This is a genomic window from Psychrobacter pocilloporae (genome assembly GCF_029872915.1).
Taxonomy (GTDB): domain Bacteria; phylum Pseudomonadota; class Gammaproteobacteria; order Pseudomonadales; family Moraxellaceae; genus Psychrobacter; species Psychrobacter pacificensis.
Map to the genome: position 1 here is coordinate 1,429,496 of NZ_PGFT01000001.1, position 23,026 is coordinate 1,452,521.

The 23,026-nt window shown below is 44.7% G+C and carries 16 protein-coding genes; 8 read left to right on the plus strand and 8 right to left on the minus strand.

Annotated elements, in window-relative coordinates; genetic code table 11:
- Window positions 1–99 precede the first annotated feature (99 nt).
- The 3 genes from CUR83_RS06200 to katG all read right to left on the minus strand — a co-directional run bounded on the left by CUR83_RS06200 (window position 100) and on the right by katG (window position 6,313).
- A complete protein-coding gene (locus CUR83_RS06200) occupies window positions 100–2,658 on the minus strand; it encodes a membrane-bound PQQ-dependent dehydrogenase, glucose/quinate/shikimate family (RefSeq protein WP_093069051.1) in 2,559 nt (852 codons plus the stop codon).
- A gap of 202 nt (window positions 2,659–2,860) precedes the next feature.
- Window positions 2,861–3,790, minus strand: coding sequence for a LysR substrate-binding domain-containing protein (locus CUR83_RS06205; RefSeq protein ID WP_093069053.1), 930 nt, complete (start codon window positions 3,788–3,790; stop codon window positions 2,861–2,863).
- 330 nt (window positions 3,791–4,120) lie between these two features.
- Window positions 4,121–6,313 carry a catalase/peroxidase HPI gene (gene katG / locus CUR83_RS06210; protein ID WP_284719823.1) on the minus strand — a complete coding sequence of 731 codons (2,193 nt, stop codon included), beginning with the start codon at window positions 6,311–6,313 and terminating at the stop codon, window positions 4,121–4,123.
- Window positions 6,314–7,078: 765 nt separating this feature from the next.
- On the opposite strand from katG, the gene CUR83_RS06215 reads away from it, so the two are divergent.
- The 5 genes from CUR83_RS06215 (at window position 7,079) to CUR83_RS06235 (ending at window position 13,278) form a co-directional block, all read left to right on the plus strand.
- Window positions 7,079–8,704: an AmpG family muropeptide MFS transporter gene (locus CUR83_RS06215; RefSeq protein ID WP_284719310.1), complete on the plus strand. Its 1,626-nt coding sequence runs from the start codon at window positions 7,079–7,081 to the stop codon at window positions 8,702–8,704.
- 56 nt (window positions 8,705–8,760) lie between these two features.
- Window positions 8,761–9,633, plus strand: coding sequence for a peptide chain release factor N(5)-glutamine methyltransferase (prmC, locus tag CUR83_RS06220; RefSeq protein WP_284719311.1), 873 nt, complete (start codon window positions 8,761–8,763; stop codon window positions 9,631–9,633).
- A 45-nt stretch (window positions 9,634–9,678) separates the two neighbouring features.
- Window positions 9,679–10,470, plus strand: a complete 792-nt coding sequence (locus tag CUR83_RS06225) for a HesA/MoeB/ThiF family protein (protein ID WP_284719312.1) — start codon at window positions 9,679–9,681, stop codon at window positions 10,468–10,470.
- 81 nt (window positions 10,471–10,551) lie between these two features.
- Entirely contained in the window at window positions 10,552–11,895 is a 1,344-nt protein-coding gene (locus tag CUR83_RS06230) for an ABC1 kinase family protein (protein WP_071001438.1), read from the plus strand.
- Window positions 11,896–12,021: 126 nt separating this feature from the next.
- Window positions 12,022–13,278 carry a YbfB/YjiJ family MFS transporter gene (locus tag CUR83_RS06235; RefSeq protein ID WP_093069056.1) on the plus strand — a complete coding sequence of 419 codons (1,257 nt, stop codon included), beginning with the start codon at window positions 12,022–12,024 and terminating at the stop codon, window positions 13,276–13,278.
- A gap of 22 nt (window positions 13,279–13,300) precedes the next feature.
- Here CUR83_RS06235 and CUR83_RS06240 read toward each other — a convergent pair whose 3' ends face one another.
- Window positions 13,301–13,789 (minus strand): Lrp/AsnC family transcriptional regulator, encoded by a 489-nt coding sequence (locus tag CUR83_RS06240; protein ID WP_284719313.1) that lies wholly within the window; start codon window positions 13,787–13,789, stop codon window positions 13,301–13,303.
- A 221-nt stretch (window positions 13,790–14,010) separates the two neighbouring features.
- Between CUR83_RS06240 and leuA the strand changes: the two genes are divergently transcribed.
- Both leuA and CUR83_RS06250 read left to right on the plus strand, forming a co-directional pair.
- Complete coding sequence (leuA, locus tag CUR83_RS06245; protein ID WP_071001441.1) at window positions 14,011–15,795, plus strand: 2-isopropylmalate synthase; 1,785 nt, start codon at window positions 14,011–14,013, stop codon at window positions 15,793–15,795.
- Window positions 15,796–16,074: 279 nt separating this feature from the next.
- Window positions 16,075–16,695: a hypothetical protein gene (locus CUR83_RS06250; RefSeq protein WP_071001442.1), complete on the plus strand. Its 621-nt coding sequence runs from the start codon at window positions 16,075–16,077 to the stop codon at window positions 16,693–16,695.
- A 162-nt stretch (window positions 16,696–16,857) separates the two neighbouring features.
- Here the strand turns inward: CUR83_RS06250 and accC are convergent, their stop codons facing one another.
- The 4 genes from accC to CUR83_RS06270 all read right to left on the minus strand — a co-directional run bounded on the left by accC (window position 16,858) and on the right by CUR83_RS06270 (window position 21,216).
- Window positions 16,858–18,219 (minus strand): acetyl-CoA carboxylase biotin carboxylase subunit, encoded by a 1,362-nt coding sequence (gene accC / locus CUR83_RS06255; RefSeq protein ID WP_071001443.1) that lies wholly within the window; start codon window positions 18,217–18,219, stop codon window positions 16,858–16,860.
- Between the two features lie 125 nt (window positions 18,220–18,344).
- On the minus strand, window positions 18,345–18,773 hold the full coding sequence (gene accB, locus CUR83_RS06260; RefSeq protein WP_277077867.1) for an acetyl-CoA carboxylase biotin carboxyl carrier protein: 429 nt from the start codon (window positions 18,771–18,773) through the stop codon (window positions 18,345–18,347).
- A gap of 241 nt (window positions 18,774–19,014) precedes the next feature.
- Window positions 19,015–20,382: an MATE family efflux transporter gene (locus CUR83_RS06265; RefSeq protein WP_284719824.1), complete on the minus strand. Its 1,368-nt coding sequence runs from the start codon at window positions 20,380–20,382 to the stop codon at window positions 19,015–19,017.
- A gap of 345 nt (window positions 20,383–20,727) precedes the next feature.
- Window positions 20,728–21,216, minus strand: a complete 489-nt coding sequence (locus tag CUR83_RS06270) for an EVE domain-containing protein (protein WP_284719314.1) — start codon at window positions 21,214–21,216, stop codon at window positions 20,728–20,730.
- A gap of 508 nt (window positions 21,217–21,724) precedes the next feature.
- Here CUR83_RS06270 and hemW point away from each other — a divergent pair.
- The gene (gene hemW, locus CUR83_RS06275) at window positions 21,725–22,990 is read left to right on the plus strand and encodes a radical SAM family heme chaperone HemW (protein ID WP_284719825.1); all 1,266 of its coding nucleotides are present in this window, start codon (window positions 21,725–21,727) and stop codon (window positions 22,988–22,990) included.
- Window positions 22,991–23,026: the final 36 nt, after the last annotated feature.

The window sequence follows — 23,026 nt, forward strand, 5'->3', positions numbered from 1 at the left end:
TATTTGTATAACAAAACCAGTCGCACATAAAAAAGCAGGTAACCGAAGTTACCTGCTTTTTTGAAATGACATTATGTAAATGGTAAGTTTTTAAATCACTTATTTGGCTTGATCGCCAAGCTTATAAGCGACCACATAATCACCAATCTTCGTACCTACTGAACCATGTCCGCCAGCTACCAATACCACCATCTGCTCACCTTTAGAGTTCAAATAAGTCATAGGCGTGGCTTGTCCGCCTGCTGGAATACGTACATTCCATAGGACATCGCCATTTTTCAAATCATAAGCACGGAAGTTGTTTTCTGTTGCAGCAGACAAGAATGCGACGCCACCTTTAGTGATGATAGGGCCGCCAATACCAGGCACCCCCAATTCAAACTTGATTGGAATAGGAGATAAGTCCTGTACGGTACCGTTTTTGCGCTGATAAGCAATCTCGCCTGTGGCCAGATCAGCACCTGCGATCGTACCCCATGGTGGCTGCTGACAAGGTACACCAAGTGGTGATAAAAATGGTCCCATTTCTACCGCATAGTCTGCGCCTTCATTTGCATTCACACCTTGTTCACCTTTATTGGTCTCAACATCGCCAAGTGTGTCTTTAGGGATGAGTTTTGAGGTAAAGGCAAGGTAAGTTGGCATACCGAACATCACGCCATTTTCAGGATCGACAGCGAGTCCGCCCCAGTTAAAGGTACCAAAGTTACCAGGATAGACTAACGTACCGTTGGTTGATGGCGGCGTGTAGCGACCGTCGTAGTTGAGTTTGTTGAACTCAATACGGCACATCATCTGATCGATGAGACTTGCGCCCCACATGTCTTTTTCTTTCAACATCGGCGGCTCAAAGCTCAAGCCAGAGTAAGGTTGCGTCGGAGCAGCATGTTCACCAGCAATGAGATAGCCTTGCGGTGCATCACGCTCTTTGATAGGTACAATAGGCTCGCCTGTGGCACGATTCAAGACGTAGACATCGCCTTGTTTGGTCGGTATAACCAACGCAGGTTGGACACCATCAGCGGTATTTAAGTCAAGCAATGTTGGCTGAGCAGGCGTATCCATATCCCAAAGATCATGATGGACAAACTGCTGTACCCAGCGCGCTTCACCTGTTTTAAGATCTAGTGCGACCACAGAGGTTGCGTACTTTTCTTCAGCAGCATTACGATAGCTACCGAGCTGATCGGGCGTGCGATTGCCCATTGGGAAGTAGGCCAAACCAAGCTCTTCATCAGCACTGGCAGTCGACCATGAGTTTGGCGAGCTGGTGCGATAGACTTGAGTTGGATCATTGACATCAAAAGGAGCTGTGTTGTCAGGATCGCCTGAATCCCAGTTCCACATAAGCTCGCCAGTATTCACGTCATAAGCACGGATCACACCAGAGGGTGAGTTTACATCGTAGTTGTCGTTAACAGCACCAGCGACAATAATAACGCCACCTGCGACGACGGGTGCAGACGTTGAGTAGTAGTAGCCTGCTTGCGGGAACGGCATGTTGTGCATGAGGTCTAATGCACCATCTTCACCAAAGTCTTGACAGCGTTGTCCCGTTTTTGGATCTAATGCATATAGCTTGGCATCAGAAGTTGGGATAAAGATCTTGGCATCGCATTGCTTGGAAGGATTTTCAAAGGTATTTCCAGCAATTTTTTGCACCAATGTATCGCCAGTCGCGGCCGGTTTATTAGCCGCTACTACGTTATTATCAGTGGTGTCACTGACGGCGCTATTGCTAGCTGTCTCGATATTAGCATTAGCTGATGGCGTAGTGCTGTTTGTACCAGCTTGACCAGCATAGTAAGATACACCGCGACAGGTTTGATGCTGACGTTGGAGGTTTTCGCCAACCTTAGGATCAAACTTCCATAGAGTCTCACCAGAGTCGGCATCTAATGCTAGCACCCAGTTATGCGGCGTACACATATAAAGAGCGTTGCCGATTTTTAATGGTGTTGCTTGATAAGTGGTTTCGCCAACATCATTAGGACCTTTGACATCACCGGTTTGGATTTGCCAAGCGAGTTCTAAATCTTTGACATTCTCAGTGTTGATCTGAGCCAGAGGAGAGTAGCGTTGTCCATAATCAGTACGGCCATACGCGCTCCATTCGCCATCTGGTGTTTGCTCACCAGTGGATAATGGGTCGCCAAGGTTGGTAGAAGTGGCGTTTTGATCGCCGTCATCTTTGGCAGTTAAATCGAGTTCGCCCAATTTGTCGGTGGCATTATTGGCCATACTACCGAAAGAGAGCAGTGCGCCCACAACCACACTGGCCATTAGTCCCCAATAATAAAGAGGACTTTTCTTAACGTTGTTTGTGGTTGTTACTTGAGCGTGTTTCCCGTGCATCTTCTTAGAGACCCACGGTAAAAGCATTAATAAACCAAATATTAGTGGGAAACCCAAGCGAGTTGCCAGCGCCCACCAATAAAATCCAGATTCCCAAAGCGACCATACTAGTGTCACAACGATAAATATCGCGTACACCCCGTAAGCGCTCCAGTGTTTTTTGAACAATAAAAATGCTGTCGTTAACATCATAACGCCAGCAAAAAGATAGTAAGGACTACCGCCTAAAGAGAGCAGATAAGCGCCGCCAATAATCAAGGGGACGGCAAAAACTGCCATAATGATCGCTACGAGTTTTTCCATGAGCGGTATCACCTGTTACATAGAAGCAAATGGACATGTAGTGATCGACACCCAGTACAATTAAATGTCTAGGCGTCCAGCAATACATGCAGAAATAAAAACGAAATAAAACGTTGAATAACGTTTGAGACTGTATTTTATCACTTATGCATAAGCTCGGTAAAGGTGGGGTAAGGTAAGACAGACGCTCTAGCCGCTTTGTCTAGTTGTCAAATTGTTTTTGACAAAGCTCCATAAAGGCACGACCGTATTGGCGGATTTCCGCATCATCACGCACCGCCATCCAACTGGTGAAACGCCCGAAGTGATCGACTGGTATGGCAGTTAGGTTCTGATAATGACTTGGTTCAAAGGCCATCTCGGCAATGATACCAATGCCTAAGCCAAGTCCAACATAGGTACTAATCACATCCGCATCAAGTGCTGCTAACACAATATCTGGCTCTAGACCTGCTGCTTCAAAGGTTTTATCAATCGCGCCGCGACCGGTAAAGCCGCCATGGTAAGTCACAATCGGATAGCTGGCCAGCGTCGGCAGATCAATGGACTCTAAGCCTGCAAGCTCATGATCGCTTGGTACGATGACGCGGTGTGTCCAGTCATAATAACGATAACAGCGTAGGTAGTTATTATGGAGCAATGACTCCGTTGCAATGCCAATATCGGCCTGCCCACGAATAACCATCTGCGCGATGGTCTCAGGATCCGCTTGTTGCAAGATCAAATTGACTTTGGGAAAGCGATCTTTGAATTTTTTAACCACCTTCGGCAGCACATAGCGTGCCTGCGTGTGGGTCGTCGCAATGGTCAATGTGCCAATATTAGGATTATTAAAATCTAGGCTCAGATTTTCAATGGTACGAATCTCGGCAAAGATAGATTCGATATGTGGCATAAGCGCCGTACCCATGGTGGTCAGCCCTGTCAGACGCTTTCCTTGACGAATAAATACTTCGGTCTTCAGTTGGTTTTCAAGTGCCGCGATATGCTTTGACAAGCTCGATTGGCTGGTGTGCAGTACAGTCGCTGCTTGACTTAAGTTATAGCCATTAATCACCGTATGCCAGACTGTTTCCAACTGTTTGAGCTGAATTTGCAAATGTCGCTGATTGACCACTACATCGATTGCCATCACTGAATCCTATTGTGTAACAATACAAACCTTACCTATATTTGAAAGATTTGTATATGAAAGTAAAAACTTACAAATGTGCCATAAGAGCGTAGTGTAAAACAAAGCTATTATTCTTGTATATAATAAATAGCTATCAATTTATGATAATTATGAATATAGGAGTAGGATTTTTAATATTAGTTATAAGTATCTATTTTATCAACGCAAAACAACCAAAATAGTACTAGCTATTGTGTTAGACACAAACATAAAAACAGCTGCCTTCTAAAAGACAGCTGCTCATCATCTATATGCTCATCTATGACCAATCAGTTTGGCGAACCAGACTTATTTGGCGATATCGTAACGATCCGCATTCATGACTTTGCTCCAAGCGCTAACGAAATCACGAACGAATTTCTCTAAGTTATCGTCCTGCGCATATAGCTCAGCATAAGCACGCAAGATAGAGTTTGAGCCAAATACTAAATCCACACGGCTGGCTTGCCATTTGGTATTACCGGTACTACGCTCACGTATTTCGTAACTATTGACCGTGTTGCTTGGCTCGTCACCTGTTTTCACGGGATGCCACGTGTAGTTCATGTCGGTCAAGTTGACAAAGAAGTCATTGGTCAAGACCCCAACACGGTCAGTGAAGACGCCTTGTTGGCTCTGTCCATGGTTGGTATCAAGGACGCGCATACCGCCAATCAATACCACCATCTCAGGCGCTGTCAATCCCATTAGCTGCGTGCGATCGAGCAGCATCTCTTCAGGAGAGACCGCATAGTCTTCTTTGACCCAGTTGCGATAGCCGTCATGCAAAGGCTCTAAGTCTGCAAAAGATTCGGTATCGGTCATTGCCGCTTCTGCATCACCGCGACCTGCGGTAAATGGTACCGTAACCTCTATGCCTGCATCATTCGCTGCCTGCTCAATAGCAGTATTACCAGCAAGCACAATCAAATCTGCCAAGCTCACGTCTTTATCAAAGTCAGACTGAATGCGGGTTAACGCCTCAAGCACACGTTGTAGCTGCTCTGGCTCATTGCCTGCCCAGTCCTTTTGCGGGGCTAAGCGGATACGTGCGCCATTTGCACCGCCGCGATAGTCTGATGCGCGGAATGTACGTGCGCTGTCCCATGCGGTAATGATTAATTCACGGCGGCTCAAATCACTGTCCAATATTTGCGATTTTAGCGCTGCAATATCATCAGCATTCAAGTCTGCATTGCCTGCTGGAATAGGATCCTGCCAGATAAAGTCTTCGCTCGGTACATCTGCCCCTAAGTAACGAGATTTAGGCCCTAGGTCACGGTGAGTTAGCTTGAACCATGCTTTGGCAAACACCTCATCAAAATACGCTGGGTCGTTATGGAATTTCTCTGAAATCTCGCGATAAACAGGATCTTTGATCAATGCCATGTCAGCATCAGTCATGATCGGATTACGGCGGACACTTGGATCATGAGCATCTAATGGACGGTCTTCTTCTTTAATATCTGTGGGCTCCCACTGCCATGCACCTGCTGGACTTTTGGTTAATGCCCAATTGTGGTTCAATAATAATTCAAAATAGCCATGATCCCACTGAGTTGGATTGGTTGTCCACGCGCCCTCAATACCGCTTGAAACAGTATCACCGGCATTGCCATTACCTTTAGGATTGCGCCAGCCTAGACCTTGCTCTTTGACATCCGCCGCTTCTGGCTCGTCTTCTAGTATGGTCGCATCGCCATTACCGTGACACTTACCAACGGTATGACCACCCGCGGTCAAGGCAACCGTTTCTTCATCATTCATTGACATACGCCCAAACGTCGTACGCATATCTTGAGCGGTTTTCAATGGGTCAGGGTTACCGTCGACGCCCTCAGGGTTGACATAGATTAAGCCCATTTGTACCGCTGCTAGTGGGTTTTCGAGGGATGCACGGTCTTTATCGCTATCGTAACGGTTTTCGGTCGGTGCCAGCCATTCGCGTTCAGAACCCCAGTAGATGTCTTTTTCTGGATGCCAAATATCAGCACGACCACCAGCAAAGCCTAGCGTTTTAAAGCCCATAGACTCATAAGCCATGTTGCCTGCCAAAATCATCAAATCAGCCCATGATAGTTTGTTGCCGTACTTTTTCTTGATGGGCCATAGTAGGCGGCGCGCTTTGTCTAGGTTGGCGTTGTCCGGCCAGCTATTTAGTGGCGCAAAGCGTTGATTACCAGTATTAGAACCGCCGCGACCATCGGCACCGCGATATGTACCCGCTGAATGCCACGCCATACGAATCATCAAGCCACCATAATGACCCCAATCTGCTGGCCACCACTCTTGTGATTCGGTCATGAGGCTTTTCAAATCGGTTTTGACCGCTTCTAAATCAAGTTGTTTGAACGCTTCAGCATAATCAAAGTCTGCTCCCATTGGGTCAGTCTTTTTGTCTTGCTGATGCAATATGTCTAGGTTTAAGCTATTCGGCCACCAGTCAGTCACAGCAGAGGCGGTGGTAGTATGCGCTTGATGCATGACGGGACAGCCGCCCATGCTAGGACGCTGCGGTGCGTGTGTTTGATCAGCGTTTTCACTATGAATCGTCGGTCCCTTATCATCACCTTGATCATAAGTTGTATTGGTTGCGGTGTCGCTGTTACCTTGGTGGTTTATCGGGCAACCAGCGGTATCTTGCGTGGTGTTTTTGTCGGTTGGGGTGTTGGTTGAATCGGACATGGCAAAACTCCTGGGCTATGGTAATAGAAAGAACAAACCATCAATCAAGTTAATCATTGTTGATATAGAGAGCATAACGAAGCACTGTTTATTTATAAAACTAATATATAAAAATTATATGTTTTAAATTATTAATCATTAATTCTTGGTGTAGTACCTCATCCAGCTTGCTATTAACGCCATTGCTTTATCACGAGGAGAGATAGTGATGAGCCAATCAAACTGATACTGATGCTATCTCTATCTACATATTGCCGATAAATGAAAGCGTTGTTAGACATCTTTGATGAGAGTAAGTAGTAAGAAAACTAAGGACTGATTTAACCATAGTGAAAGATTGCTATAATCTTCGTTACTGCAGCGAAATATAAGCCGTTATGAAAGTGCCAGAATCAATGAGTTAATGCAAAAACATCTAGTCAAGGTAGCGGTTCTCAAGTACCATAACTGAATTTTGTTGTAATAAACGCATTGGTGCAACGTAAAGCAATTTTTATCGATCTCTTGATGGATAACTGATTCTAAAGATTGATAAAAATTGTGCGCAGTTGTGTTATTTGTCTCAATTGTTAGTGAGTTATTATGTCTGCTGTCAAATCTGTACTACCCAAACCTCCCATCGCCAAAAAATCATGGGGCGAGGCGGCGAAAGCCTATCTTGATCGGCGTGCTATGATCATGCTGTTTTTGGGTTTTGCAGCTGGTATTCCTATTTTGCTTATTTTCTCCAGCCTATCGTTATGGCTGCGTGAGGCAGGGTTTGATCGCAGTGTAGTGACGACCTTTAGTTGGGCGGCATTGGGATATTCGTTCAAGTTCATTTGGGCGCCCCTAGTGGATGCGGTGCCGCTACCGATATTGACTAGATTACTGGGCCGTCGTCGTAGCTGGATTTTGATTGCACAGCTCTTAATTATTTTGGCGATTTATATGATGGCCAGCATCAATCCGACCGATGAGAGCAGTTTGCACTATATGGCCATGGCAGCCGTGCTATTGGGCTTTTCATCCGCCACGCAAGATATTGTGGTCGATGCTTATCGTATTGAGCTTGCCCCTGCGAGTTTTCAGTCAGTACTGTCGGCAATGTATACCGCAGGCTACCGTTTAGGGATGATTTTTGCAGGCGCAGGTGCGCTCTATTTGGCAGATTATTTTGGTTCGACCGAAGAGCTTTATAGTTACGAAGCGTGGCGCAACACCTACTGGATCATGGCAGCGGTGATGGGCGTAGGTGTGGTGACCACGTTGATAATTCGGGAGCCTGTGAGCGAGCAGATACGTATTGATCGTCCCGCCTCTGACTATGCCCGTTTGGTATTGGTATTTGTATTGTCGGTCGCCGCTTTTATCATTGCTTTTGTCAATGTTGGTGCGTTACTGCCAGAGACAGACAGTGTGATGTTTGCCTTTGTACTCGAAGTGGTTCACCTGTTAGCCAGCTTACTGGTGGCATCAGTTGTGGGTTACTTATCTGTCAAAGTGGGCGTGGTCAAACAAGAAATGGCCTATACCACTTGGGTCGAACCAGTCGTTGATTTTTTCCGTCGTTATGGCAAAAAAGCATTATTGCTACTGGCCTTGATTGGGTTATACCGCATTTCTGATATCGTCGCAGGGGTCATCTCGAACGTCTTTTATCAAGACATGGGTTTTAGCAAGACAGACATTGCCAATGCTGTGAAACTGGTTGGTGTCATAATGGTTATTGCGGGTGGCTTTTTGGGTGGTATTTTGGCTCAAAAACTGCGTATGATGCAGGCGATGATGGTCGGTGCCATCTTGGCTTGTGTGACGAATTTATTATTCGTCCTGCTCACTTACCATCCTGGTAGCTTGCCGCATATGTATGTGGCAGTGATTTTTGATAACCTAGCGGCAGGCCTTGCCAGCGCTGTATTCATTGCGTTCTTATCTGCTTTGACCTCGATTCGTTTTACCGCGGTACAGTATGCTATTTTCTCCTCATTAATGACGTTGCTACCTAAGGTGATGGGTGGCTACTCTGGGGCTATCGTTGACAATATGGGCTATCCGTTTTTCTTTATTTTCACCTTTGCGATTGGTATGCCAATTTTGATCTTAATCTACTTGGTCGATAAACATATTATTATTGGTGATAATGATGATATATATGGTGATGACAAACTAGCGAAAGCAAATCCAAACCTGACCGATACCAATGAGCCACCGCGCGCTTCAGAGTAGCATTGGCGCATTGGCAGTACTTTTATCTTTATTTACGATATCTTTAAGAGTGACTTATGACCGCATTGACCATTCGTCAAATAAAGCAGCAAATTGGTCAACTGATGAATGGTGAGACAAATCGTCAGATACCATCGTTTTGGCCAACGGATTGGCTGCTATATGTTATTGATAAACCTTCACTATTTTTGATTACTGACGAAGATTATCAGCTGACAGAAAGTGAGCAAAGGCGGTTTTATACTGGTATGGTTAAGATGCAAGAAGGGACGCCGCTCGCTTATTTGACGGGTCAGCAAGCATTTTGGTCGCTGAATTTTGTGGTCAATGAGCATACTTTGATTCCCAGACCCGATACCGAGGTATTGGTCGAGCAAGTATTGAATTGGATTAATGCTCAGCCAGTATTTAATCCTCATAAGCGCTTACTTGACTTGGGTACAGGCTCAGGTTGTATTGCTATCAGTTTGGCTCATGAATTAAAAAAAGACAATTGGCAAGTGGTCGCCGTTGATTTGTCGCTTGAGGCGCTCGATATTGCTCGGCATAATGCGGATTTTAATGGTGTCACTAATATTGAATTTATCCAAAGCAGTTGGTATCAAGCGCTATCTACTGATGACGAATGTCGGTTTGATGTGATTGTCTCAAATCCGCCTTATATTGATGAGGCAGACGAGCATTTGGCAGGTCTAACCGCTGAACCGATCAGCGCGCTGAGTGCACCCAATCATGGTTTGGCTGATATCGAGCATATTGTCCAGCAGGCACCGTCTTATTTGTGCAAAAAAGGACTGCTGGCTATCGAGCATGGCCATGACCAAGGGGTTGCGGTTCGACGGTTATTTTTGGAGAATGGTTTTGAGTCAGTACACACGGTACAAGATTACGGTGGTAATGATCGTGTCACAGTAGGGCAATATCCATAAATAGGCTTTATGGATAGACATTTTTAATTATAGGTTGCAAAAAATATGGCAGACGATTTGGCACAGCTATCTGATGATGAGCTGCTCCGTTATGCACGGCAAATACTACTCGACGGTTGGGATATGGATGCTCAGCTGCGATTAAAGTCAGCACGCGTGGTGATAATAGGTGCAGGCGGCCTTGGTTGTCCAGCATCTGAGACACTGGTGCGTGCAGGGGTCGGTTATGTGCATCTGATTGACGATGATGCGATCGAGGCAAGTAACCTGCAACGGCAAACGCTGTTTTTGCCAGAAGATATCGGTCAGTCCAAAGCGCTGACAGCAGCGGCTATGCTGGCACGCATCAACCCTTTGATAGAAGCTTACGGCACCGTGGCGCGGTTAGATGAAGATAATGCTTATGAGTTGCTCAATCTAGCCTCTGGTAAGCCAGACTTATTACTAGACTGTACGGATAATTTTGCGACTCGTGACGTCATCAATCGCATTAGCGTCCATTATCGGATTCCATTATTATCTGCCTCGGCAATTGCGATGCAAGGGCAGCTGGCGCTGTTTGAGCCACATCTGGACACAGGTTGCTATCATTGCGTGTTTGGCGCGCTTATGCATGATGAGGTTGCTGATGAGCGTACCTGTGCCAATTCAGGTGTGCTTGCGAGCACCACTGCGGTTATGGGTAACCTGCAAGCCAATACCGCCTTGCAATATTTGGGATTAACCAAAAATCCACTGACAAATAAACTGCTTATATGGGATGGTAGGCAGATGCAGCAGCGGCTGATGGGTTATAGAAAAGATCCAGAATGCCCAGTCTGTAGCAGCCCTGATTGAATACTATGTCTTTGATATATTTTTAGTCTATTTTCGAAATTATCTATTTTCAAATCCTTTCTATTACCATAGTTGTTTTTTATGAAAATTCATCGTCCGCATTTGTTAAAGCATACCTTTAATGTCGTCAACCGTGTTCGCCAAACCGCGAGTGTGGCAGGCTTATCTGCGCTAAGAGTGGCAAAAGGGGAAAAACCTGATGCAATGCTACTCAAAGAAACCTTTGAGCAGTTAGGCACGACTTATATCAAAATCGGTCAGTTTATCGCCAGTACACCCTCGCTGTTTCCACGTGACTATGTCACCGCTTTCCAGAGCTGCTTGGATCAAACCACGCCATTGTCTTATGCTTATATCGAGCAGGTGCTAAAAGAAGAGCTGGCGACTGATGGTATGAGTCTTGATGATAAGTTTGCGCATATTGACTCAGAGCCGCTAGCCTCTGCCTCTATCGCTCAGGTTCATGCTGCCCGTCTGCATAATGGTGATGAAGTGGTGCTAAAGGTACAAAAGCCTGGCGTCGAGACGATTATGCAGACCGATTTGGGCGTATTGCATGGCGTGACCAAGCTGCTTGAAATAGTGATGCCATCGATGAAGTTCGCAAGTATCGCGCCAATTATCGATGAGATTCGCCTGCGTATGCTTGCCGAGACGGATTTTATCGCTGAAGCACAAAACATCCGCGATTTTCAGCAGTTCTTAGCCGTCTCAGGTAATACTCGGGTAGTGGCACCAACAGTGTATGACGATCTGACCACCAAGCGTGTATTGACGATGAGCCGCCTATATGGGGTTTCTATGGTTGATGAGTCGCTCATGCGTCAGTATTGCAGCGATCCTGCGCAAATCATGGCAGATACATTAAACACCTGGTTTGCCAGTCTTATGCTGTGCAATAGTTTTCATGCTGACCTGCATGCGGGTAACTTGATGCTATTAACCGATGGACGTATTGGTTTCTTAGACTTTGGTATTGTCGGTAAATTAAAAGCCGAGAGCTGGCGTGCGTGCATGGGTATGATGCAAGCGATGCAAGACAGTGACTATCAAGCGATGGCACGTTATATGATTGACATGGAAATGACGCATGGTGGCAATAAAGTTGATGTGGTTGCCTTAGGTAACGATCTAGAGCGCATGATGATAACGATCATGGCAGAAGATAAGACCTTTACCAGCGGTGTGCCTTTTAACAGTAAAGAGCAAGCTGACGAGCTCAATAAAATGATGCTTGAGATTGTCGAAGTTGGCAAACGTCATGGTATCCATTTTCCACGCGACTTTGCTTTATTGACCAAGCAGATGTTATATTTTGATCGGTTTATGCGTACGCTAGCCCCTGACATGGATATGTTTAGCGATCAGCGTGTACAAATGCTAGGACAGGATACGATAGGGACAACCACGTTAGATGTATTGTAGGGTTTGTTTTTATTTTATGATGTCCCAATAGCTCTAATAACTGTTTGACTCCTACTTATTTTACTATTGCTTTTAATTATCTAACACAAAGGATTGTGTGCTAATTGCCACAAAAATGGCGCTGTCATGATGACTGCTATTAAAAGCCGTGTCGCTCCTACCATCACCAATGAAGCGGCCATTGCCTGTATCGGTATGTACTGTTTGGCAGTTGTCATGGGCTATGGACGCTTTCTCTTTACCGCCACTCTACCTGATATTATGGTGCAATTGTCACTATCAACGACGATTGCTGGCTGGCTAGCATCAATCAACTATATCGGTTATTTTATCGGTGCCCTCATTGCTATGTTTGTGCCTCAGCGTGCGACATGGCAGGCGATGACGCTTTGGGCAATAATCAGTGTTGTCACAACAATGCTACTCGTTATACCAAATATGTCGCTCACGTTATGGTATATCATTCGCCTAATCGCAGGCATTGCAAGCGGGGTAGCGATGATATTGAGCTCATCGTTTGTGATTCAAAACCTGAGCCCCGAGCGCCGTTCTATACTCTCGGCCGTACATTATGCAGGTATTGGTGTTGGTATTAGTGCTTCTGCCATTGTGACATGGTGGCTTCTAACATTGGGCTATCACTTTGATGTGATTTGGCTGGTTGCAGGCTGCACCAGTTTACCGCTGATATGGCTCCTCTACGCGATAAAACCCAAACCAGTAGATAGTTCAGTATCACAGCGGACCGACTATGATCAGCACGTGTCCGTTTATCAGAGCTATTTGAACTTCAAACGCTCTTTATATGAAGCGATTTCTGGACACCATAAAGCGCTTGCTTTGCTTTTTGTCAGTTATATATTGGCAGGATTTGGTTATATCAGCTCAGCAACTTTCCTGCCCGTTATGGCAGCGCAGCGCTTAACGACACAGACCTATGCTGGATTGATGATTTGGTTGGTGGTTGGTGTTTTTGCGATGCTATCAAACCCGTTATGGGGCGCGCTTGCCAAACGTATCGGTGAGGTAAAAACCCTAATGGGTCTCACGGTATTACAAGCGTTTGGCATGTGTTTGCCTATATGGTTTGATGGTGCGCTTGGATTATACGGCAATGCTATTATTCTAGGGTTGACCTTCGTCGGTATGGTATCGATGACCCTCACGTTGTTTAAAAACATCAATCCTGCTTATTCTAATTTACTGATTGCATTGGCAACGCTCGCCTATGCGCTAGGGCAGTTCTTGGGACCTTTGGTGACGGTAGCATTGGCAGGAGAGGATGGCAATTTCAATGCAGGGTTACTGGTCGCTGCTATTGGGTTGATGATTGGACTGATTTTGATAATAATGTTTCGTAGACAGTCACCAACGCTCGCTTAGCATTTTTAACGCCATGAGCGCTCTATACGACGCTACGGCTGAATACCTCCCGCAGCTCAAAACTGGTATGTACTTGAGCAACGCCCTCAATACGATTGAGGCGATGCAATAAAAACTCCTCATAATGTGCCATATCACGCACTCTGACTTTAATCAGATAGTCTTCTGTACGTCCTGTGACAATACTACAGCTGACAACTTCATCAAAACTCTGAACGCTACGCTCAAATTGCTCAAAACGCTCAGCCGTATGACGATCCATACTGACGGCGATAAACACGGCAAGCGGATAGCCCAGTTTTTGCGCATCGGTTTTGGTATGGTAGCCTGTAATGATATTAGCGTCTTCTAAGCGTTTAATACGGCGGGCACAAGGGGTGGCAGAGAGATTGACACGCTCAGCAAGCTCCGTGATACTCATACGTGCCTGCGTCTGTAACAAGCGCAATAATTGCTTATCGATGTCATCTATATCTATTGTGCCCATACTTCTAAAATGACTTTCTGGCATTTTTAGTACCTCAATAGTGAATTTAGTTGATTGTAACTACTAAATTGGGTTTTTTCACTAAAATCATAGAAAATAAAGTAAAAAATAGCAGGTTTCTATTCGCTAAACTTTGCTATTATTATGGTGTAACTACTCGTTATCTCGTATGATAAATACAATTCTAAACAACAGCTAATCATCTAGCTAAACATACAAATAACCATATCATCTAAGGATTGATTATGTCTGACCAAACCACGCCTACGGCAGTCGCAAAGACTGCAAAGATTACACCGAAAAATGCCGCTTTTGACTTCCGTAAATACCGTCCATTTGCCTTTGCGCCATCGCTGCCAGATCGTACGTGGCCGAGCAAAACAATTGAGAAGTCGCCAATATGGGCAAGTGTAGATCTGCGTGATGGTAATCAGGCACTGATTGATCCAATGACCATTGAACAAAAAATGCGCTTTTTTAAGACCTTAGTAGAGGTGGGTTTTAAAGAGATTGAGATTGGTTTCCCGTCAGCGGCGCAGGTTGAATTTGACTTTACCCGTAAACTTATCGAAGAAAACCACGTACCGGATGATGTGACGCTACAAGTATTGGTACAAGCACGTGAGCATTTGATCGCCCGTACTTTTGAATCATTAAAAGGCGTCAAACGTGCCGTCGTCCATGTCTACAACTCAACCAGCCGTGTACAACGCGAAAAAGTCTATGCCAAAAACAAAGACGAAATTAAAGAAATTGCTATCACTGGCGCCAAACTACTGAAAGAGTATGCGGCCAAATACCCTGAGACAGATTGGGTGTTCCAGTACTCGCCAGAGAGCTTTAGTCAAACAGAGACTGAGTACGCAGTAGAAGTTTGTGATGCGGTTTGTGATGTGTGGCAGCCACAACAAGGCCAAGAGGTGATTTTTAACTTGCCAGCGACTGTTGAAGCATCTATGCCGAATGTCTTTGCGGATCAAGTAGAGTATTTCTGCCGCAATCTTCCTCAGCGTGAGCATGTCATTATTAGTCTTCATACTCATAATGACCGTGGCTGTGCTGTAGCCGCAGCCGAATTGGGTGTTTTGGCAGGTGCAGATCGTATCGAGGGCACGTTGCTTGGTAATGGCGAGCGTACAGGTAACATGGACATTATGGTCATGGCCATGAACTTGTTTAGCCAAGGTATCGATCCCGAGCTTGATTTTAGCAACATGAGTGAAATCGTACAGGTCGTGAGCGAGTGCAATAACTTACCGCTACACCCGCGCCATCCTTATGTGGGTGAATTGGTCTTTACCGCCTTTAGCGGCTCACATCAAGATGCCATTAAGAAGTCACTCGATTACAATGAAAACAACCAAACTGAGACTGACAACGTGTGGGATGTGGCCTATTTGCCAATTGATCCTGCGCACATTGGTCGTAGCTATCAAGATGTAGTACGTATCAATAGCCAGTCGGGCAAAGGTGGTGTTGCGTATATCTTGCAGCGTAATTATGGCTTTAACCTACCACGTTGGATGCAGATTGACTTTAGCCGTGTGGTACAAAAGCAAGCGGAAGCGGTTGCCCGTGAATTACAAAATGATGAAATTTTACAAACCTTTGAGGATACCTACTTGCAGCAAGGTAAGTTTGAGTTACTAGATTATAATGTCAGTAACAAAGGCGGTGAGGTGTATTTCAGCGGCCAAGTCCAGATGAATAACGACACCATTGATATCGATGGTACGGGTAATGGTCCATTATCATCGTTTATCGACGGTCTTGCACAGCATACGGGTAAATCATTGCATATTATTAACTATGCAGAGCATGCCATTAACCCGCATCATAATAGTGGTAACGGTATCGATGATGATACCAATAGTGATAATAAAACCAATGCAAATGCCGCCGCTTATATTCAACTGAATGTAGATGGCGAAGTGTACTCTGGCATCGGTACATGTAGTAGCACGGTCTCAGCCATGCTAAAAGGGGCGTTATCAGCCTTTGCTCAAGCATTGAGTGTAGCAGCTGCTTAGTATTAGATAACTATATCGTAATACTTTACTGGTCTTGATTTCATAAATATATAACACCGTAGCTCTTTGTACTCAACAAGCAAAGCTACGGTGTCATTTTTTTATGAGTAGAAAGCGACTAGATTATCGGGCATTATCTTACTTCAACGTCACTACTGACTAAGGTTTTGCTTATCGTTTGGATTAAGGTATTTTGCCCAATAGCATAATGTTACTTGTGTTTTTGGTGTCTACGACTTACGCTAATGTATATAAAATATTATAAATAAAAGGTTAATCATGGAACCTATATCATTTGCTTCATTTACATTGGCATCTATTCTGGCTTCATTGCCAGTGAATGGTGAGACAGTTACTGAGCCGACAATCACTACGCATATTAGTCCAGCCATTACAGGACAGTGGGAGATAGATTTAAACAGTTCTATCACCATGACCAAAGACGCGAAAGCTCAGCAAGCGGCATCATCGAATAGTCTGCAAAAAAACAGTTCAGAGCCTAAGGTGGTAGCTGATATGGACGGTGGCATAATCACTCAAAGTGAAGCGCGCATCGTGAACGCTGACCCAACAAGCCGCAAAAACTTAATGGCATCCGTAAATAAGTCAAACCAATGCCGTGAGCTATATAATTTTGGCGCGGACAATGAGATGTGGGCGGTCAGTGGCAAAGAGTGGACATACGGTCGCTATCTAGTCACACACCGCGAAGAAGGCCTGCCCGTCATCGCTATCAAGACGATTTATGATAATAACGAAGTAGACTGCTCAGGCAACCAAGTGGATCAAAGTGACGAAGCGTTGATTGCGTTTTTATACCATGATGGCAATCAGATGCAGTGGTGTGCTGATCCTGACGGTACAGAGTGCTTTATGACTTTTAATAGAGTATTGCCATAATAAGTGGCTTGTATCATATTGCACGAGTTATTCGACATCTACTAAGCATAAAAAAGCCGCTATATCGATAGCGGCTTTTTTTGTGGAAATTGATTTTTATGGGAAATGACTACTGTCCCAGTCAGTACGAGTAAGCAAACTACAGCTTAGCGCTGTTTTGATCTATGCCTCTTTCTCGGCTTTGTCTGTGTTTAGAAGCTCTCTTTCGAGATAATGAATGTTTTGCGCTTCCTTGGCAAAATTATCATCTGACAAAATCACATCACGGTGTAGCGGTATATTGGTTTTGATGCCTTCAATGATCAATTCATCTAATGCATGTAAGGTTTTAGCAACCGCTTGCTGACGAGTTTGACCATGGCAGATAAGCTTACCAATGAGTGAATCATAGTAAGTCGGTATCTCATAGCCAGGGTATAGATGTGAATCGAATCGAACACCTGCGCCACTTGGCGCAAACAGTTGATTGACAGTACCAGGGCAAGGAACAAAAGTTGCTGGATCTTCAGCATTGATACGGCACTCAATCGCGTGGCCTTGGATTTCAATCTCACTTTGACGATAAGATAAACCATAGCCGGCTGCAATTTTTAGCTGTTCAACGACGACATCGATACCAGTAATCATCTCGGTTACTGGATGTTCAACCTGTACGCGCGTATTCATCTCAATAAAGAAAAATTCATTATTCTCAAACAAAAACTCAAACGTACCAGCGCCGCGGTATTTCACAAGCTCACAGGCTCTCACACAGGCCTTCAGGATAGGTTCGCGGACATCATCTGGGATATCTGGCGCAGGCGCTTCTTCTAGTACCTTTTGATGACGACGCTGCAATGAGCAATCACGGTCATACAGATGGATAGCATTACCATTGCCATCACCCAGTACCTGTACTTCTACGTGGCGCGGGTTTTGAAGATAGCGCTCCATATAGACAGTATCATCACCGAACCAAAGCTCAGCTTCTTGCTTAGCAGCCTGCACTTGACCGACCAGCTCATCAAAACGTTCAACCACACGCATACCGCGTCCACCGCCGCCAGAAGCCGCTTTGATCAATAGCGGAAAACCGATATTGCGCGCTTGTTCTTCAGCATTATGTAGCGTAACTGCACCCACAGAGCCAGGCACGGTTGGTACGCCCGCTTTTTTCATGGCGTTGATCGCAGAGACTTTATTACCCATCAAGCGAATGTGATCTGCATTAGGGCCAACGAAGGTCAATCCTGCTTCTTCTACGCGCTCAGCAAACTCAGCATTTTCAGACAAAAAACCATAACCCGGATGAATAGCATCCGCGCCAGTGATTTCAGCGGCAGTTAAGATAGTATTAATATCAAGATAACTTTGATTGGCATTAGGCTTACCAATACAAATTGCCTCATCAACAAAGCGCAGGTGCATCAAGTTGGCATCAGCAGTAGAGTAGACGCCTACCGTTTCGATACCTAGCGCTTTACAAGCTCGAACGATGCGCAGGGCAATCTCACCTCTATTGGCAATGAGCAATTTTTTTATCATGGGTTCATCCTTGTCGAAGCATCAGTTATTGACCAAGTTTTGATATCTAGCATCCTGTTATTTGACTTTGATGCGATACCTATATCAAAAACCAGCCATAATGAAATAAAGTATGGCAAATATCGTTACGCTTTATAACGTATGACAGGTTGGCCGAACTGTACGACTTCAGAATTATCTACCAAGATTTCGTCAACAATACCGCTTTGAGTCGCTTCAAGAGGGTTCATAATTTTCATCGCTTCGATAATACCTAGAGTATCACCCGCTTGAACTTTTTGACCAACTTTTACAAATGGTGGGTCGTTAGGACTTGGCGCTGAATAGAAAACACCAACCATTGGCGAGTTTTCGACGCTACCCGCTTTTTCCGCAGGTTTTCCTTCAGCAGCAATAGACGCTGCGCTAGCAGTTGGTGCGGCCATCATGGTGGGTGTAGGCGCATCATAGTGACGAGTCAAGCTAATATGCTCATCGTCTGAACTGATTTCTAAATTAACCAGTTCACTTTCTTCCATAAGGGCGATGAGGGTGCGTATTTTTTCAATATCCATAGTTTTTATCTGACCTTGTACTAAATTCGAAAATAGTGTAACTAAATATTGTCTAATTAGTTGCTAATGATACCTAGATTCAGAGTAATGAGCAATCAATGTACAGTTGTTAACTGAGATTTTTTACATATTTTGACGTAAGCCATCTTTTTAGCAAGAAATCATCTACGATTTATCATAGTCTATGTGACCATATATCGCTAGCAATGGTTATGAGGTGTGACGTTTTAATCAATCAGTTTCAACCCCACAGCGCTGTTAAACGTCTTTGCTGATAGCGCAAACGAAGGGTCAATAGAATAGAAGATAAGAATAGGCCAGTGATTAATGCCATCCAAAAGCCTTGAGCGCCAACATCAGTGAAACGCACTAAATAGATACCTAGTGGTAGCGCCACTAACCAATAGCAAAAAAGCGTGACCCACATCGGTATGGTGGTGTCTTGCATGCCGCGTAATATACCCGCGACATTGACCTGCCAGCCATCAAATAACTGATAGGCAAGGGCAAAGATGAGCAAGTGCATCGACTCCGTTCTGACCGCTGGATTATCGGTAAATGCTGCTGCCAACTCTGGTCTAAATAGCCATATACCAAGCATACAAGTGAGCGCAATCAATACGGTCCAGACAAGTCCAGTTGCTTGTACTTGACGTAAGGCTAAGAGGTTTTTTTGACCATAACGATTTGAGACCATAATCGTGAGTGCCATCGCAACAGATATCGGTATCATAAACAGCTGTGACGTCACTGATAACGCTACTTGGTGTGAGGCTGTTGCAAGCTCTCCGAGCGGGCTGATAACAAGAGCGCCCAAACTAAATAAACTGGCCTCAAAAAAGATAGAGACACCAATAGGAATCCCCAATTTTAGAAGTTTTTTGATCTGTGTGCGATTTGGACTCGCAAATCCATAAAAAAAGCGAGTGCTGGCAAATTCCCGCCGCTTGCTGACGCTGGTATAAGCCGCCAGTAACAACACATTTATCCACAATACCAGTGCTGTTGCCACACCGCAGCCTGCACCGCCCATCTCGGGCATGCCAAATAAACCATGGATAAAAATATAGTTCAGAGGAATATCTGCGAGTAGACCGACAATGCTAATAACCGTCACTGGCTCAGGTCGACCAAGCGCTTCGCAATAACTGCGTAACACAGCATAGACAGCTAATGCAGGGAAACCAAAAGACACACCATGCAAATATTGTGTTGCTATAGGCTGAATATTCTTAGGCACACCCATGATGCCAAGGACATTGGGTGCCAAATTGACAACAATAAAACCAATAAGGCCAAGAGCGCCTGCTGTCCACAAAGACTGCTGAGTAATATGAGGAACATGGTGATGCTGGTCTTGACCGACAGCCTCACCAATGAGAGGGGTGGTGGCAATCAATACACCTGTTGCTAATAAAAACAGCGGTAGCCAAATGCCAGATCCAACTGCCACGGCTGCCAAATCAAGCGCAGATACTTGACCTGCCATAATGGCATCGACAACCCCAAGCGCTGCTTGGCAAAACTGAGTAATCAAGATAGGGAGGGCGAGTACCCCTAAGCGTAAACTGTAGCTTTTAAAGTCTCTGAAAGATAATGGGAAAACCATGGTAAGCAACTTTTTATTCTTTGCGGTAATTGTTATGAAAGTAGTAACGATGAATAAGCAAATACCGTCGTCAATTCAATATTGACACAGTATGAGAAGAGTCGTGCCGACGATGATACTCCGATAAATAATATGAGCAAGCTTATACAGACGGAGTCAGAAAATAAAAGTGAAGGCACTAAAATAAAAATAACCCGTCAATCCAAGCAGTAGATTGACAGGTCATATACACATAAGATGGTAAAGAAGCCAGACTATGATGTCAACGATTTAGAAGCGCTATATGAATATTCATCTTAGGCTTGTTTTACCTTGGTATTGATAATCAGTAGATAGAGGGTCGAGCTAATCGGTGTGTTCTGGCAGGAGTTCGAGTGTCTCGGCCATGTTCATAATCGCGTGCCAGTGTTTGGGCTCTAATGGAATGACCGTTAATTGCTCGCAGCCCTTTCTCAGCAGTAAAGAGTCCTCAAGCGCAGGCAAAAATTTCAGCGCTGATAACGGCAATACATCTGTAAAAGCTTGCTCAAAAGTGAGATCCACCATATACCAGCGTGGTTCTTCTTCGGTTGCAATAGGATCGTAATGGCGATGCTCAGGATGAAACTGAGTGGGGTCAGGGTAACCTGCTTGACTGACCGTCATAATACCAGCCACACCAGAGGGTCTTGCGCTAGAATGATAAAAGAATACCTGATCACCAACCTTCATGTCGTCGCGCATAAAGTTGCGAGCGCGGTAGTTACGGACACCATTCCAGCTATCTGTACCGAGCCGTTGTAAATCGTGAATACTAAAAAACTTTGGGTTTGATTTCATTAGCCAATAAGCCATATGTCTTATCCTTTGCTTCATGTTTAAATTTAATATTATCAGGGTGGTTTTTTATTAAGCAGATTTCAAGCGCGCCGCAAATGTAACGGTTATATAGTGAATTCAGTATAAAAACGATACAGTAGGACTGGGATAAATTTTTCGCAGCATCGAGCAGCGTAGGCACAGCACGCAAGGAAAATTTAGACCAGTTCCACCTTGATATATAATGTATCTGTTTTATTTAGGATTGACTATATTCTGAATACAGCGCTGCGCTTTGGATGCTGTACTGTTAATAGTCTCTTTATATACTGCCTGCAAGTTACCATAGTGAATAAGGGATTTGTGCGTGGCTTTGTTAATAGTTTTACGTCAGTTAGGCTTTTCTTTATATCATCTAGCCGTTATCCTAGCGATACTTTTGATACTGATCATTATTGCCCATTACACAATAAGTTTATTTATGTCCAAAATGAATGCTGATAGCTCGCCAAATAACCTTGATACGTTACAACTCACAGAAAAGATGACAGAGACTAGCGTTGTAGAGGTGACGAGCATTCCACTGTCGCTCTATATCCATATCCCGTGGTGTGTGAAAAAATGTCCTTACTGCGACTTCAACTCGCATGAGCTGCCTATAAACAGTCAGTTGTCTATGTATGATGATTATGTCGATGCGCTCCTTTTGGATGCGAATATGCAACAGACATTGGCGCAAGGGCGTAAAATCAGCTCAATATTTATTGGCGGTGGCACACCATCACTATTGCCAATTGCTCAGTATCAGCGACTGTTCTCTGGTTTGCGGTCATGTTTTGAATTTGCAGAGGACATTGAAATTACGATGGAGGCCAATCCCGGAACACTCGAGCATGCACCATTTGCTCAGTATCTAGAGGTTGGTATCAATCGATTGTCTATCGGTGTGCAGAGCTTTGACGCTGATAAGCTCAAAGTGCTTGGACGTATCCATGATCCTGTACAAGCGTTATCAGCGATACGCGCTGCTAAGGCTGCTGGGTTTGCGCGAGTCAATGTCGATCTCATGCATGGTCTGCCGCAGCAAACCATGAACGAAGCATTAAATGATATTCAAATGGCGCACGATGCTGGCGCAACGCATATCTCTTGGTATCAATTAACGATTGAGCCTAACACGGTGTTTTATCGTAGCCAGCCTATTTTACCCGATGAAGACAACTTGGCAGATATCGAACAAGCGGGGCAAGCGCTGTTGCAGCAACTGGGGTACAGCAATTATGAGGTGTCTGCGTGGGCGGGCGAGTCAGATAAGCCTTGCCGTCACAATATCAACTATTGGCAGTTTGGCGACTATCTAGCAATAGGTGCTGGTGCACATGGTAAAGTGACGATTGGTTGTCACGCAGACAGGGGTAGCGCGCCGTCAAAGGAAAGTGATAAATCAGAAAACGATTTGTTAGCAGAATCTGGCATCTATCGTTTTAGCAAATCACGTTTGCCAAAAGATTATGTAGGAGATATAGAGACAGAAACATCCAAGAGCACTCAAAACGTACCAAAAATGGTTGGTTGGCAAGCAATCGATACAGATGAGCTGGTTAGCGAGTTTATGTTAAATGTACTGCGCTTACATGGCGGTGTCGCTTGGGCGTTGTTTGAGCAGAGAACAGGGCTTAAGCTTGAAAGCGTTACCACACAAGTAGACAAGTTGATTAAGCAAGGGCTACTGATAGATAGTAAAACTCAGTTACAACCAACATTGTTAGGTCAGCGTTATCTCAATCAAATACTGCGTGCTTTTTTGTAGCATCTGATAAAGTGTATGTGCAGTAACTACTTAGAA